This is a genomic window from Citrobacter sp. wls717 (assembly GCF_005280955.1).
GTDB lineage: Bacteria > Pseudomonadota > Gammaproteobacteria > Enterobacterales > Enterobacteriaceae > Citrobacter > Citrobacter werkmanii.
On record NZ_SZWW01000016.1, the window covers coordinates 254,132 to 269,008 of the forward strand.

General features: G+C 53.7%; 13 protein-coding genes. 10 read left to right on the plus strand and 3 right to left on the minus strand.

What is annotated here, in order from left to right; genetic code table 11:
• The first annotated feature begins 15 nt into the window (after positions 1-15).
• Positions 16-828, plus strand: coding sequence for a MetQ/NlpA family ABC transporter substrate-binding protein (locus FDX09_RS11255; RefSeq protein WP_003029358.1), 813 nt, complete (start codon positions 16-18; stop codon positions 826-828).
• Between the two features lie 78 nt (positions 829-906).
• Here the strand turns inward: FDX09_RS11255 and ttrA are convergent, their stop codons facing one another.
• The 3 genes from ttrA to ttrB are packed head-to-tail and all read right to left on the minus strand — an operon-like array spanning position 907 to position 5,722.
• Positions 907-3,972, minus strand: coding sequence for a tetrathionate reductase subunit TtrA (gene ttrA, locus FDX09_RS11260; protein WP_137347217.1), 3,066 nt, complete (start codon positions 3,970-3,972; stop codon positions 907-909).
• A complete protein-coding gene (gene ttrC / locus FDX09_RS11265) occupies positions 3,965-4,987 on the minus strand; it encodes a tetrathionate reductase subunit TtrC (protein WP_137347218.1) in 1,023 nt (340 codons plus the stop codon). The genes ttrA and ttrC overlap by 8 nt, the downstream gene beginning before the upstream one ends.
• A complete protein-coding gene (gene ttrB / locus FDX09_RS11270; protein ID WP_038640285.1) occupies positions 4,988-5,722 on the minus strand; it encodes a tetrathionate reductase subunit TtrB in 735 nt (244 codons plus the stop codon).
• Positions 5,723-5,949: 227 nt separating this feature from the next.
• On the opposite strand from ttrB, the gene ttrS reads away from it, so the two are divergent.
• The 9 genes from ttrS (at position 5,950) to ydhT (ending at position 14,872) form a co-directional block, all read left to right on the plus strand.
• On the plus strand, positions 5,950-7,683 hold the full coding sequence (gene ttrS / locus FDX09_RS11275; protein ID WP_121528987.1) for a tetrathionate respiration histidine kinase TtrS: 1,734 nt from the start codon (positions 5,950-5,952) through the stop codon (positions 7,681-7,683).
• Positions 7,658-8,242, plus strand: coding sequence for a tetrathionate respiration response regulator TtrR (gene ttrR / locus FDX09_RS11280; RefSeq protein ID WP_137347219.1), 585 nt, complete (start codon positions 7,658-7,660; stop codon positions 8,240-8,242). Before ttrS ends, ttrR begins: the two co-directional genes overlap by 26 nt.
• Before the next feature lie 92 nt (positions 8,243-8,334).
• On the plus strand, positions 8,335-8,544 hold the full coding sequence (fumD, locus tag FDX09_RS11285; protein ID WP_038640291.1) for a fumarate hydratase FumD: 210 nt from the start codon (positions 8,335-8,337) through the stop codon (positions 8,542-8,544).
• A 478-nt stretch (positions 8,545-9,022) separates the two neighbouring features.
• Positions 9,023-9,649, plus strand: a complete 627-nt coding sequence (locus FDX09_RS11290) for a ferredoxin-like protein (protein ID WP_038640293.1) — start codon at positions 9,023-9,025, stop codon at positions 9,647-9,649.
• Between the two features lie 113 nt (positions 9,650-9,762).
• Entirely contained in the window at positions 9,763-11,865 is a 2,103-nt protein-coding gene (locus tag FDX09_RS11295; protein WP_038640295.1) for an aldehyde ferredoxin oxidoreductase, read from the plus strand.
• A 10-nt stretch (positions 11,866-11,875) separates the two neighbouring features.
• Positions 11,876-12,541, plus strand: coding sequence for a YdhW family putative oxidoreductase system protein (locus FDX09_RS11300; RefSeq protein WP_085049429.1), 666 nt, complete (start codon positions 11,876-11,878; stop codon positions 12,539-12,541).
• Between the two features lie 64 nt (positions 12,542-12,605).
• Positions 12,606-13,274 (plus strand): 4Fe-4S dicluster domain-containing protein, encoded by a 669-nt coding sequence (locus FDX09_RS11305; RefSeq protein WP_042308731.1) that lies wholly within the window; start codon positions 12,606-12,608, stop codon positions 13,272-13,274.
• On the plus strand, positions 13,271-14,056 hold the full coding sequence (gene phsC / locus FDX09_RS11310) for a thiosulfate reductase cytochrome B subunit (RefSeq protein ID WP_121528988.1): 786 nt from the start codon (positions 13,271-13,273) through the stop codon (positions 14,054-14,056). Before FDX09_RS11305 ends, phsC begins: the two co-directional genes overlap by 4 nt.
• 3 nt (positions 14,057-14,059) lie before the next feature.
• Entirely contained in the window at positions 14,060-14,872 is an 813-nt protein-coding gene (gene ydhT / locus FDX09_RS11315; protein ID WP_038640302.1) for a protein YdhT, read from the plus strand.
• The last annotated feature ends 5 nt before the right edge of the window (positions 14,873-14,877 follow it).

Genomic DNA, 14,877 nt, shown 5'->3' on the forward strand with positions numbered 1-14,877 from the left:
ACGGAAACCATTATCATGAAAAAATCACTGACATTACTCGCCGCAGCAACCTTAAGCGCCCTGAGCTTCGCCTCCTGGGCTGATACGCTGACCGTTGGCGCATCAAACGTACCGCACGCGGAGATCCTTGAGCAGGCCAAACCGATTCTGGCAAAGCAGGGGATCGACCTGGAAATTAAGCCGTTCCAGGATTACATCCTGCCGAATACCGCGCTGGCTGGCCGTGAAATTGACGCTAACTACTTCCAACATATTCCGTATCTGAACAGCGTGATTAAAGATCATGCTGGCGATAAAACCTATGACTTCGTCAGCGCCGGAGCGATTCACATTGAGCCGATCGGCATCTATTCGAAGAAGGTGAAATCGCTTAAAGATCTGCCGGAAGGCGGCAAGGTCATCATGCGCGATGCGGTATCTGAGGAAGGCCGTATCCTGTCGATTTTCGAAAAAGAGGGTGTGATCAAGCTGAAACCGGGGGTGGACAAAGTCACCGCGCGCATTAGCGACATCGTGGAAAACCCGAAAAAACTGAAGTTCCTGCCTAACGTGGAAGCGGCGCTGTTACCGCAGATGTACAACAACGACGAAGGCGATGCGGTGGTGATTAACGCGAACTACGCTATCGACGCGGGGCTGGATCCGGTGAAAGATCCGATTGCCGTCGAAAGCGGTGAAAACAACCCGTATGCCAACATCATTACCGTACATCGCGGCGATGAGAAGAAAAAGGATATTGTGGCGCTGGTAGACGTGCTGCATTCAAAAGAGATTCAGGACTGGATCCGCACTAAATACAAAGGCGCGGTGATCCCGGTGAATAACTGATCCGCTTTTTGCCTTATCCGGCCTACAGGATGTTGTAGGCCGGATAAAATGCGTTAGCGTTGCCACCGGACGCGCGAGTTACACGCGCTCAATTCTCGCTGGCAGCCCCTGGCGTACCGCCGCACCCGACACCCAGTCAAGCCAGGTATTGGTTACCTGCCGGGTAGGATCCGCAAAGCCCAAGTCATTGAGATTAATTCCCGACCTTATCTGCGCGTCAAATGGCATCGGCTCGCCGTCGAGCGTATGCTGCGCCGCGCCCATTTCTTTATGTCCATAGCCATGTTCAATGGCGATAACTCCCGGCATAACACCATGAAGCAGGCTTATTTGCGCCTGTACCTGACCGCCAGGCGTAGTGATACGTACCGTATCGCCATGTGCTAAGCCGTACCGCTTACCATCCTGCGGGTTGAGCGCCACCAGATTAACCGGCTTCAGATGATGCAGGCGCGGGATGACCGCCGTAGCGCTGGACATGGTATTGGATTTAAAGGAGATCAATTTCAGCGGCCATTCTTGTTCCGGGAACAACTCCTCGACCGCACGTCCGTCTGACAGGCGCGAAGGATACCAGGCCGGGCAGCCGCTGTAGCGCTCGCCGGTAATCGCATGGCGGTGCGCGGCGACATTCGCATTCCAGATTTGCAGCGGTTTTTCCCACGCATTGCCGACGCGATCCTCCACCCGGCCACTGCTGGCTGGGGCGAAACGCCCGCCGCGTGAATACACAAATGCCACCCGGCTGGCTTCATCGGCTTTCAGCGTTTGCGTTATCACCGGCATGATCCGTTGCACCCCGGTCAAGGCAATGTCTTCCGGCTGAGCCTCCGGGACCGGTGATTTACCCATAAACGCAATATTGGCGGCGAGGCGCAGATAATAATCTTCCGCACGATTTAACGGATACTGATTGCCCTGTGGGTCGGTAATCGCATTATCACCAAAACCAGGCAAACCAATGCGTTTTGCTACCGCAATACAGAAAGATTCCATTGAGGCCGGTTGACCGTCAGCGGTACTGCTGGTTGCGGCTCTGACCACGGGCCAGCGAGCGGTGGTAGCTTTGCTGGCGACGCCCGCCCACGGGGCGCTGAATCCCCAGCTTTCGAAGTTATGGGTATCCGGCACGATGTAATCTGCCAGCGCCGTGGTTTCGTTCATAAAGGCATCAATGGCGATAAATAGCGGCAAACGCGCAGGATCTTTAAGCTTTTCTTCCGCCACGCCGCGCAACCCTGCGATGCCGTAAAACGGGTTGGTCATGTTAGAGATCCAGGCTTTTAGCGGATAAGGGTAGCCTTCGAGTGCCGAGACAAGAAGTTCAGTAAGTTGACCTGCCACAAACGGATACCAGGGGGCTTTTGCCGGGAAGGGCGATTGTCCGGCGGCTACTTTATTGCGGTACTCTTCGGAAGACTCATACGCGGTTTTACTGCGTGCGATGCTTAATCCCTTTGGTTTAATCTTCCCGGTGAAACTGTCCATGTTGTAGCGTGGTCCATCGGTGGCGCCATTGAACTTGCCGCCGCCGACAAACACGCCGCCTTCAAGACTCAGGTTGCCAATCAGCGCATTGAGCATCATTACCGACCAGGCGTTATAAAATCCATTACCTGCCATCATTCCGCCGTGCGCGATTACCGCCGCTTTACGTCCGTGGCGGGTAAACGCGTCGGCCAGTGCGCTAATGTCTGCTTCAGCCACGCCGCACTGCTGGCTGTATTGCGCCAGCGTGAGTTTTTCGGCGGATTCTTTCAGGCACTGGAGGCTGCTTTTTACCGTCACCGTCTGGCCGTCTGCCAGCGTCACCACGCGGGTGATAAATAACTGCGCGCGTGGGCAACCGCTGGCGGCGACGATTTCTCCGGCTTCGTTAACGACCACCGGCTCCTGGGCGGCGTTTGCGTTCAGATGCGCGAGGGTTAAATGCTGCCCGGCAAGATTTGGGATCTCATCGGTGATCACCAGATGCGTGGCGTTGCTCCAGCTTTTTTCACCGGCTTGCTGCATGGCCTGTACGCCGGGAATCGCAAGGTAATCGGCGTTATAGCGCTGTTTTTCGATTATCCAGCGGATCATACCCATCGCCAGCGCGGAGTCGCTTCCCGGACGCACGGGCTGCCAGTGGCCGCGATCGTCAGCCAGTACCGTGGTTAATGGCAGGGCTGGCGCCACCACCACATAGCGAAAGTCGTCGCGTAAACGGGCGCTGGCGAGTTGGCGAGCCTGGCGTTTAAACGGATTGCCGGATTGCGCCGGAGAGGTTCCCATAAACAACGCGAACTCGACATTATCCCAATCGGGCTTCACGTGGGTATTTTTATCCAGATCGCCCATTAGCGCACCAGAACCGGCCCGGTAGGCCAGACCGCAGTAAGCGCCATGCGCGCCGAAGTTTTTACTGCCGAAACTGTTCAGCGCGAAGCGACGTAAAAACGTATCACGTCCTTCATCGCTGGTATTGGTGACCAGCAACTGATTGGATTTTGGCCCAAAGCCGGGATGTCTGGCATCAAGCGGCGTATGGGGATCGTGAATTGCCCGCAGGCCATCAACATGGCCCTCACCAAACAGGTCACCGCCTTCCACCACCTCTGTGATTAATTGTTCGAAGCTGATGCGCTGCCATTTTCCCTCGCCGCGTTTGCCGACGCGTTTCATGGGCTGCAGAATGCGCTGTGGGCTGTACAGACCTTCAAGTAAGGTTGCGCCACGAGCGCAGGCGGTGGAGCGCGCGTCCAGACCCGACTCGCCCGCCAGTTGCGCCATTGCCGTGGCAAAGGGAACCGAGGCGTCAATATGGTGCTCGTGAGATAATGGATGATAAGGGTTACCGGCAATGCGCAGCACTTTGCCTTGCTCACTATCAACGCGTACCCGCACACCGCACTGCGTCCAGCAGCCAAAGCACTGCGTCATTGAGATCACCTGCTGCGGATTTTGCTGCCATTGCGGCCGGGCATTGGCTTCAGGGATGAGCGCATTACCAAAGATGCGGTCGCGGGTAATTTTACCAGAGGTACCGTCCAGCAAACCGTCCAGTGCGCGCTTTGCTACATCCCGATAACTCAGACCAAACGTCACCATGCCACCTACTGCAAGACCGACTTTAAGCCACTGACGACGGGTAAAATTAGCCATGTTGCATTCTCCTTGCGATCGCGTTCAGCGCTTCACGAACAATAATAATCAGTGCTATCCACAGGCCGAAGGTGCCCACAATGGCCAGCCAGCCATCGGTGCCGCCGGGCAGGGTGTAAGGATTAAATTGGGCGTTAAATTTCGGTACGGTCTGTACCTGGATGAGTAACGTCCAGCGCATCAGCCAGCACAGCGCCATGGCGCTAAACGCCAGTAATATGCGCAGCAGCCGCGATAATGGAAAACGCAGCACCAGCCCGCAAAGGACGAGCGAGACAAGCCATAACGCAACCCAACCGATGGTGTAGTGTCGTGCCGAAGAGGCGACATCCAGCCACTGGCGAATTGCTGAACCGGAGAGCGTATTGCCGCTCACCCAAATTGCCACCACGATAGCCAGCGCGCTCAAGGCGACAATTTGTCCCCACGCCAGTTTGCGCAGCAAAGAGCCTTCACTGTTTGTTGCAGCGATGAGCAGGGCGAGGAACGTTTGCAGCGCGCTGAGGAACATTGCAACCGGAAAGGCGTAGCTGAACCAAATGGGACGCGCCTGCACCACCGACACTTCGCGACCGGTGTAAACCAGTAATCCGATGGCGGATAAGGCGCTACCGACGGCCAACCATTTAGTTACACTGTAACTTTTAAGCGTTAGCTGCTTAACGTGTTGTGCCAGAAACCACAGGCCCAGGAAGCCGGTGAACAGCGGTAAAAACAGCGCGCCCCACGGCATCCAGGACCATGGCGTTGGATAAGCATAAAAATGCCAGACGCGGGCGGTTTGGTGTAAATCGGCGGTTAGCGCCAACGGGGCAGTTATTGCACAGGTCAGGGCAATTAACAGCGTCAGGTTTTCCAGGTCCGGCGTCTCTTGTTTGCGCCAGTGCAGCACGCAGGCGAACAGCGCGGCGCAGGCGGCAATACCGATGAAAAAGAAATACTGTACGGCCCAGGGTAACCAGCTTACATGTTGCGGATGGGCCAGAACCTCTTCGATAATCAGTGAATGGTTCATTTAAACCTCCTGCCAGAGAGCGGGTTGAGCGCGTCCCATTAACGGGGTGACAAACGCTTCATCCAGACCCAGATAAAACACGTGCGGTGATGTTCCGCTTTCGGGTTTTAGCACTTTGATGGCCTCATGGTGTTCATGCAGCATTTGAGAAATCCGGCTGTGCGGATCTTTGATATCGCCAATGATGCGTGCGCCGCCGACGCAGGATTCCACGCAGGCCGGGAGCAGCCCCGCTTCCAGACGGTGTACGCAAAATGTGCATTTATCGGCGGTTTGCGTTTCATGGTTGATGAACCGCGCATCGTAAGGGCAGGCCTGCACGCAGTAAGCGCAACCCACGCAGCGGGTGTTGTCGACGACCACAATACCGTCTTCACGTTGGAAGGTGGCCTGCACCGGACAAACGGGTACGCAAGGGGGATTATCGCAATGGTTGCACAGGCGCGGCAGCAGGACGTTGGTGACGCTTTGCTGGCCTGTAAGCTGCACCTGATACTGGTTAACGAGGGTTCTGAATTCTCCCTGCGGCGTCTGGTTTTCAATAGCGCAACTGACGGTACAGGCCTGGCAGCCGATGCAGCGTCGCAGGTCAATCAACATGGCGTAGCGATGCGCGAGTGAGCCTTCATGGCGTTCAGGCGAGAAGGGGAATTGCGCCTGCGCCAGGGGGACCAGTGAAGCGCCAGCGGTCAGGACGCCCAGTTGCTGGAGAAACTGCCGTTTACTGCTGTCCATATTTTCTCCCGTCACGGTACAACAACGAAACATTGGTCACGCCGTTGATTTGTGTGTGATGAATAAAGAATCTCAATGATTTACAGTGTAAAAATCGTGACCGGGGGTACTCTATTGTGGTTAACCACATACCCGGCTTGTTGTTGATCTAAAACAACATAATTGACAGGGATAATTGAGTGGGACGCAACGTAGTAAGATGCCTGACGGTACTGGCGTCGCTGTGGATGCTAAGCGGCACGGTCGCGGCGCAGACATGGAACATTGGCGTGTTGGCAATGCGTGGGGAGATCTCCACACGTCAGCACTGGCAGCCGTTGGAAACCCTGTTGAATCAGCAAATTCCCGGTGAGCAGTTTCATATACAACCGCTGGATCTGCACCAGATGCAGGAGGCGGTGAATCGCGGCACGGTACAATTTGTGGTCACCAATCCGGCGCAGTTTGTACAGCTAAACAACCGCTCTGCGTTACGCTGGCTGGCGTCGTTACGTTCTACCCGGGGAGGCAAAGCCGCCAGTAACGTGATCGGTAGCGCGATTCTCGTCAGGCGCGATAGTGGAATCACTTCCGCGCATGATCTGATCGGTAAAACGGTTGGCGCCATTGATGCTCAGGCTTTTGGCGGCTATTTGTTGGGGTATAAAGCACTTAGCGATGCCGGTCTGCGACCTGAGCGCGATTTACGCCTGAGGTTTACCGGTTTTCCTGCCGATGCCTTACTCTATTTACTACGCGAAAAAGCTGTGCAGGCGGTGATTGTGCCGGTGTGTCTGCTGGAAAACATGGATGAGGAAGGGCTCATTCATAAAACGGACTTTAGGGCTGTACTCAACCATCCGACCTCGATTCCCTGTTTAACCAGTACGCCGCTCTATCCTGACTGGTCATTTGCGGCACTGCCTGCAGTGAGCGACGAGCTCGCCGATCGCGTCACACGGGTGCTGTTCAATTCTCCGCAGAATGCAACGTTTCGCTGGGGAGCGCCTGCCTCGACACGCGAAGTAGAAGCGTTGCTACGCGATGTCCGCCAGCATCCGCAGCAGCGCCAGCTCTGGCTGGACGTCAAAAGTTGGTTTATCCAGCACCAGCTCGCTATGGGGGCTGTGGCCGTTGTGCTGTTGCTGCTGACGCTCAATTATATCTGGGTGATGCTGCTGGTTCGTCGTCGCGGCAGGCAACTGGAGCGGAACAGCATTCTGCTGCGCAAACAAGAACAGGCGCTGGAAACCGCTCGCCAAATGAGTGTGCTTGGCGAGATGACCTCCGGGTTTGCCCACGAACTTAATCAGCCGCTGTCGGCTATCCGCCATTATGCGCAGGGCTGTTTGATCCGCCTGCGCGGTCAGGATAAGCAGCATCCGTTGTTGCCTGCGCTGGAGAACATTGATGCTCAGGCGCAGCGGGGCGCTGATACCTTGCACAATCTGCGCCAGTGGGTCAGCCAGGCGCAGGGTAATCCGGTGATGACCGATGACTGGCGGGCCGTCAACGTTCATGATGCAATTCATCACGTCTGGCAATTATTGCGCATGCCCCAGCAATTCCCGGCGGTGGCGCTGCAAACGCGTGTCGGCAAGACGTTAACGCTGACTCTGCCAAGCGTTCTGCTTGAGCAGGTGCTGGCCAATCTGGTGCTCAATGCGGCCCAGGCCGGGGCAACCACGGTGTGGTTTAGCGCTCAGCGTGAGGAGGGGGATGTGCGTATTCAGGTGCAGGATAACGCTGGCGGTATTGATGAGGCGCAGTTGTACCAGGCTTTTCAGCCGTTTATGACCACCCGTAAAGAAGGCATGGGGCTGGGATTAGCCATTTGTCAGCGGCTGGTGCGTTACGCAAATGGCGACATTGAGATCAAAAATCATCAGGCTCCTGATGAAAAAGCGGGGGCGGTAGTGACATTACATTTTAAGCAAAACCAGGAGGGAGGCCGTAGTGGCATTAATTCATCTGCTGGATGACGACATTGCCGTCACCCAGGCCTGTGCGTTTTTACTGGAAAGTCTGGGATATGAGGTATGTTGCTGGGAGCAGGGTGAAACATTCCTCGCAGGGGCAAATCTGCACCAGGTGGGCGTGCTTTTGCTGGACATGCGTATGCCGGTACTGGATGGGCATGCTGTACATGAAGTGATGCGCCAGCGAGAAAGTACGCTGGCGGTGGTGTTCCTCACCGGGCATGGTGATGTGCCGATGGCGGTTGAGCAAATGAAACGTGGAGCAGTCGATTTTTTGCAAAAGCCGGTGTCCGCCGGGCCTTTGCAGACGGCGTTAGAGCACGCTTTGCAGGTTTCTCACGCCGCTTTCTCGCGACAAGAGATCGTGGCCTGCTATCAGATGCTCACACCAAAGGAGCGAGAGTTGGCGCAACTGGTTGCAAAAGGGTTAATGAATCGGGAAATTGCGGACGCTATGAATATTGCCGTGCGCACGGTTGAAGTTCATCGCGCGCGGGTGATGGAAAAAATGCAGGCGCGGAGCCTTGCGGAACTGGTAAATCGACTGCAGCGGATCCGATAGATTTATGACATTTGTTTGATTTTCATTGAATTTTGTCTAATTAGCCAGAGTGATATATGCTGTTGGTTTGAGTTAATGACGAGCGGGCAAATATGGGAAATCAGACCAAAGACGATGAGTTGTACCGGGAAATGTGCAGAATAGTCGGTAAAGTAGTACTGGAAATGCGCGATCTGGGACAAGAGCCAAAGCATATCGTCATTGCGGGTGTGCTGAGAACCACCCTCGCCAACCAGCGTGTAAAGCGCAGTGAACTAGAAAAACAGGCCATTGAGACCGTTATTAAAGCATTGGCCGGATAATCCATAAAAAGAGGAGGGCAGTCATTTGCGCCATCCTCTTATTCTCGTCACGTTATTCTATCAATATATATAATTTAGGACTGCAATTAGAGAAACACACATCGCTGTATATTTGGTTGTATATCGATTGATATATAAAAATATATTTGAGAGTGAAGTCACAAATATTTGCAAGCCATATGAAATATTATTTCAACTTATCTTAATGATAATAAATCTCACTCCGCATTAATTACTTTCCTTCCGTTTTTTAATTGATGACGATCAAAACGACGGGCGCTGAATAACCACATTATCATTGTGCCTAACCCTAAAGGATTAGATTCATTTAGTTTAACCACCGTCATTTATACGATCAGGTTAGGGCAAATATTCACGTGTTGTTGGCAACATTAATGGTCGAATTGGCCCGATCTGTGCGCAAAAATTAGCCTTGATGTGTTGCCGCTACTGCGTTTGCGAAGAGGATGCGAAATAAATGAACCAGGTTGATCGTCCATTTTTAGATTGTGGTTTAACGCGGCTTGAATTCCTACGTATATCCGGAAAGGGTCTGGCAGGACTGACCATTGCGCCCGCGTTGTTATCACTTTTTGGTTGTAAGCAGGAAGATATCGACAGCGGTACCGTTGGGCTTATCAATACGCCGAAAGGGGTGCTGGTAACGCAGCGAGCACGCTGCACTGGTTGTCATCGCTGCGAGATTTCCTGTACCAATTATAACGATGGGGCCGTTGGCACCTTCTTTTCCCGCATCAAAATTCATCGTAATTACTTCTTTGGCGATGATGGCGTCGGGTCCGGTGGCGGACTGTATGGTGATTTAAACTATACCGCGGATACCTGCCGCCAATGCAAAGATCCGCAATGCATGAAGGTCTGCCCGATTGGCGCCATTACCTGGAAGCAGGAAGACGGTTGTATTGCCGTGGACCATAAACGTTGCATTGGCTGTAGCGCTTGTACCACAGCCTGCCCGTGGATGATGGCGACCGTCAACACGGAAACGAAAAAATCCTCAAAATGTGTGTTATGCGGGGAATGCGCCAATGCTTGCCCGACTGGGGCATTAAAAATTATCGAGTGGAAAGATATTACCGTTTGATAGAGGGAAGGCATGCCTGATACGCGTCACTAATTGCCAAAAATAGCGCAGTTTTGAATAAAAAAGCTGCCTGACGGGTATATCTATTAAACCTTCTTGCAAAGGAAAACATGATGGCTAACGGTTGGACAGGTAATATTTTACGGATCAATCTCACCACGGGTAATATCACCCATGAAGATTCCAGTAAATTTAAGAAATTTATCGGTGGGATGGGCTTTGGGTATAAAATTATGTACGACGAAGTCCCGCCAGGCACCATGCCGTTTGATGAAGGGAATAAACTGGTTTTCGCCACCGGGCCATTAACGGGCTCGGGCGCACCCTGTAGCTCCCGCGTCAATATCACCTCCTTGTCAACATTTACCAAAGGTAATTTAGTCGTAGATGCCCACATGGGCGGTTTCTTCGCCGCACAGATGAAATTTGCCGGTTACGACGCCATTATTATCGAAGGTAAGTCCGCGTCGCCTGTCTGGATCAACATCAAAGACGATAAAGTCAGCATCGAAAAAGCCGATTTCCTGTGGGGCAAGGGCACGCGCGCCACAACCGAAGAGATTTGCCGCATTACCAGCCCTGAGACTTGCGTCGCCGCGATTGGCCAGGCGGGGGAAAATCTGGTACCGCTCTCCTGCATGATCAACAGTCGCAACCACAGCGGCGGCGCCGGTACTGGCGCGGTGATGGGCTCGAAAAATCTGAAGGCCATTGCGGTAGAAGGGACCAAAGGTGTCAACATTGCCGACCGCAAAGAGATGAAGCGGCTCAATGACTATATGATGACTGAGCTTATCGGCGCCAACAACAACCACGTTGTGCCGAGCACCCCGCAGGCCTGGGCAGAATACTCTTCGCCAAACTCGCGTTGGACGGCCCGCAAGGGACTGTTCTGGGGCGCGGCGGAAGGCGGGCCAATTGAAACGGGTGAAATCCCGCCGGGCAACCAGAATACCGTCGGTTTCCGTACCTATAAATCCGTGTTCGATCTCGGACCTGCCGCTGAGAAATACACGGTAAAAATGAGCGGCTGCCATTCGTGCCCGATTCGTTGTATGTCACAGCTCAATGTCCCGCGGGTGAAAGATTTTGGCGTACCGAGTACCGGTGGCAACACCTGCGTAGCGAACTTTGTGCACACCACCATTTTCCCCAATGGCCCGAAAGATTTTGACGATAAAGACGATGGGCGCGTGGTGGGAAACCTGATTGGTCTGAACCTGTTCGACGATTATGGCATCTGGTGTAACTACGGGCAGTTGCACCGCGATTTTACTTATTGCTACTCGAAAGGCGTTTTTAAGCGCGTACTGCCGGCGGAAGAGTATGCGGAGATCCGCTGGGATCAGCTGGAAGCGGGCGATCCTAATTTTATTAAGGATTTTTACTATCGACTGGCGCATCGCGTGGGGGAACTCAGCCACCTTGCGGACGGTTCATATGCCATTGCTGAGCGCTGGGATTTGGGCGAAGAGTATTGGGGTTATGCCAAGAACAAACTGTGGTCGCCGTTTGGTTTTCCTGTCCACCATGCTAACGAGGCTTCAGCGCAGGTTGGGGCGATCACCAACTGTATGTTTAACCGTGACTGTATGACGCATACCCATATTAACTTCATCGGTTCCGGTTTGCCGCTGAAATTACAGCGCGAAGTGGCGGGCGAATTGTTTGGTTCACAGGATGCCTACGACGAAACCAAAAACTACACCCCGATCAATGCCGCGAAGATCAAATATGCCAAATGGACGTTGCTGAAAGTCTGTTTGCATAACGCGGTCACGCTATGCAACTGGGTCTGGCCGATGACGGTCTCGCCGCTCAAGAGCCGTAATTATCGCGGAGATTTGGATCTGGAAGCGAAATTTTTCCAGGCGGTTACCGGCGATGAAACCACGCAGGCGAGTCTGGATCTGGCCGCTGAACGTATCTTTACCCTGCATCGTGCCTATACGGTCAAACTGATGCAAACCAAAGATATGCGCAATGAGCACGATCTCATTTGCTCCTGGGTGTTTGATAAAGATCCGAAGATCCCGGTCTTCACCGAGGGGACCGACAAGATGGACCGGGAGGACATGCGCCTGTCACTGACGATGTTCTATCAGGAAATGGGTTGGGATCCGGAACTGGGCTGCCCTACGCGCGAAACGCTGAATCGACTCGGACTTGAGGATGTGGCAGCCGATCTGGCGGCACAAGATCTGTTGCCAGCGTAAGGAACGCGAGATGACTAACGTGAGCAACGTTCAGGCACCCATTGAGGCGTTTCCTGATGAGGTAGATAGCCAAAAGAGACACTGGCTGCAGGCGCTACAGCCGCCTGCTGAACAGGTGAACGCGCCGCAGGTTCAGGAACCTGCCAGCCCGGAGTCGATAGTGGCGGAATTTATCCGCCAACATTCAGCATCGGGTCAGTTGGTGGCTCGCAGTGTCTTCCTGCAGCCACCGTATTCGGTTCCTGAGACTGACTTAACCGTGCTGCTAGATACCCTGTGTCAGGGCGCGAATGGGGCGGATATTACCTGTGTGCATGGCGCTGAAGAGGCATATTTCTTTTCGACGCAAACCATGACGGCAAACTATGCCAGCATGTGTGTGCAGGTGGTGGAGAACGACATCTGTCGCGCGATTGCCGAGGCGGTACGCTTCGACTGTCAAACGTATCCACGCCCCTATAAGGTCGCCATGTTGACGCAACCGCCGTATAGCTTTGGCGATCAGCAGGTTGCAGCGGCGCTCTCGGCAATGGAAACGCACCCGGATTACGCAGATATACGCACTGTGGAATCGTCAAATGCGGAGCCTTATTTGTTCAGCGAACGTTTTATGAGTTATGGCAAAGCGTACGGCCTGTGCGAATGGTTTGAGGTTGAGCAGTATCAGAACCCCTGAATTCTTCAGGTTGATGTCATGGAATGTGTGGACGACCACTGTCACAGCATTAGAGGATAACCCGATGTCCTTCACCCGACGTAAATTTGTCATTGGCATGGGGACGGTGATTTTTTTTACCGGCCCAGGTCAAAGTTTGTTAGCAAGCCCCAGGAGCACTAAAGGCGTTCGTTATGTCATGATTCACGACGAATCACTGTGTAACGGCTGTAATATTTGCGCCCGCGCATGCAGAAAAACCAATCATGTTCCTGACCAGGGCAGCCGTTTGTCGATAGCGCATATTCCGGTTTCGGATAACGACAACGAAACGCTGTATCACTATTTTCGTCAGTCCTGCCAGCATTGTGATGATGCGCCCTGTATTGAGGTCTGTCCAACCGGCGCCTCCTGGCGAGATGAGAACGGCATTGTCCGGGTCGACACGTCTTCGTGTATCGGCTGCAGTTACTGCATAGGCGCGTGCCCTTATCAGGTCCGCTATCTCAATCCGCGCACCAAAGTGGCTGATAAATGCGACTTTTGCGCTGAATCACGTCTGGCGAAAGGTTTTCCACCGATCTGTGTTAACGCCTGCCCGGAACACGCGCTGATTTTTGGTCGTGAAGATAGCCCGGAGATTCAGACCTGGCTGCGGGAAAACAAGTATTACGAGTATCAACTTGCAGGCGCCGGGAAACCCCATCTGTATCGTCGGTTCGGTCAACATTTGATTAAAAAGGAAAATGTATGAACGCGTCGCAGAATGCCGAACAGTTTCACGCCCAGCTTGCGCAATATGTCCCTATGTTTTCTCCTGACTACTGGCCAGTGTGGCTGGTCATCGCCGGATTAATGCTGGTGGGAATGTGGCTGGTGCTGGCGCTACACGCCATGCTGCGCTTTCGTGCCGCGCATAAAGCGTCGGCAGGGCACGGTGAGAAGATCTACTTATACTCGAAGGCTGTCCGCTTGTGGCACTGGTCGAACGCGCTGTTATTTCTGCTACTTCTGGTCAGTGGACTCGTCAATCACTTCTCGGCCGTTAGCGCGTCGGTGATGAAAAGCCTGCTTACCGTACACGAAGTCTGTGGCTTTTTGCTGCTCGCCTGCTGGATTGGTTTTGTCCTGATCAACCTGATTGGCGATAACGGACATCACTATATCATTCAGCGCCGGGGTTGGATCGGACGCGCGCAAAGACAAACGCGTTTTTACCTGTTTGGCATTATGCAGGGAGAGTCACATCCATTCCCGGCATCAAAGCGTTCGAAATTCAATCCGCTACAGCAGGCGGCCTATGTTGGCGTGATGTATGGTCTGCTGCCGCTGTTGTTGATATCGGGTCTGTTATCGCTCTATCCGGCGGTAGTCGGCGATCTGTTCCCCGGTGTGCGTTACTGGTTGTTACAGGCGCATTTTGCGCTGGCAATAATCAGTTTGTTTTTCATTTTTGGGCATCTTTATCTTTGCACTACGGGCCGCACGCCGGGCGAAACCTTCAAGTGCATGGTGGATGGCTATCACCGGCATTAAGCGATGATGATTACGCGTGATGACTTACGGGCCTGGCGCGTTGGGCCCGTAATGTATCGCTGGTTTCTACGCACTTTTCCCGCCGGGGGAAGTTATGCCGATGTACATCGTGCGCTCCAGCGGGAAGGGTATATCGACTGGGCAAATAGTCTGGTGGAATACGGCTGGTCAAAATGGCGGGAAGAGGAGAGTTTTGTCCGGCAGGATATTCGCGCGATGGGAAATATTTCCCGCGTGAAAACAACGGGGGGGACCAGCAGCCCGCTGGCGAGTGCGGAAGATAATGTCAGCTTTGGCTGCGCGGATGATAACGTTAAAATCGCCAGCGCTGGCTATGCCGCGCAAATTGCCAGTGCAGGTTACAGCGTACGTATAGGCAGCGTAGGCTATAACGCGCATATCGGCAGCTCGGGCGATCGCGGGCGAATTGCGGTCGCGGGAAATTCAGCGCGTATCAGTAGCGTGGGTGACGGTACGCGCATCGCCAGTGCCGGCATGCGTGTACGCATCAGTGCACTGGGCGACAGAAATCGGATTGCCTGCAGCGGTGATTTAACCCAGCTAGCCTGTTTCGGTGCGGAATCGAAAATCGCCAATTGCGCAGACAATATCCATATTATTGCCAGCGGAGAGAACGCCGTTGTTGCCAGTACCGGCACTGTCGATTCGATAATACTCGGTCCTGGCGGATGCGCGGCGCTGGCCTATCATGATGGCGAAAGAATGCGTTTTGCGCTTGCCGTTGAAGGTGAAAAAAATATCCGGGCTGGCGTGAAATATCGGCTCAACGAAGACCACCAGTTCGTGGAATGTTGAGCCTT

Bases quoted from the DNA above. Each gene is read 5' to 3' on its own strand.
- ttrC (WP_137347218.1), bottom strand. From the start codon at position 4,987: ATGAACCATTCACTGATTATCGAAGAGGTTCTGGCCCATCCGCAACAT.
- ttrS (WP_121528987.1), top strand. From the start codon at position 5,950: ATGCTAAGCGGCACGGTCGCGGCGCAGACATGGAACATTGGCGTGTTG.
- ttrB (WP_038640285.1), bottom strand. From the start codon at position 5,722: ATGGACAGCAGTAAACGGCAGTTTCTCCAGCAACTGGGCGTCCTGACC.
- fumD (WP_038640291.1), top strand. From the start codon at position 8,335: ATGGGAAATCAGACCAAAGACGATGAGTTGTACCGGGAAATGTGCAGA.
- phsC (WP_121528988.1), top strand. From the start codon at position 13,271: ATGAACGCGTCGCAGAATGCCGAACAGTTTCACGCCCAGCTTGCGCAA.
- FDX09_RS11255 (WP_003029358.1), top strand. From the start codon at position 16: ATGAAAAAATCACTGACATTACTCGCCGCAGCAACCTTAAGCGCCCTG.
- ttrA (WP_137347217.1), bottom strand. From the start codon at position 3,972: ATGGCTAATTTTACCCGTCGTCAGTGGCTTAAAGTCGGTCTTGCAGTA.
- FDX09_RS11290 (WP_038640293.1), top strand. From the start codon at position 9,023: ATGAACCAGGTTGATCGTCCATTTTTAGATTGTGGTTTAACGCGGCTT.
- FDX09_RS11295 (WP_038640295.1), top strand. From the start codon at position 9,763: ATGGCTAACGGTTGGACAGGTAATATTTTACGGATCAATCTCACCACG.
- FDX09_RS11300 (WP_085049429.1), top strand. From the start codon at position 11,876: ATGACTAACGTGAGCAACGTTCAGGCACCCATTGAGGCGTTTCCTGAT.
- FDX09_RS11305 (WP_042308731.1), top strand. From the start codon at position 12,606: ATGTCCTTCACCCGACGTAAATTTGTCATTGGCATGGGGACGGTGATT.
- ydhT (WP_038640302.1), top strand. From the start codon at position 14,060: ATGATGATTACGCGTGATGACTTACGGGCCTGGCGCGTTGGGCCCGTA.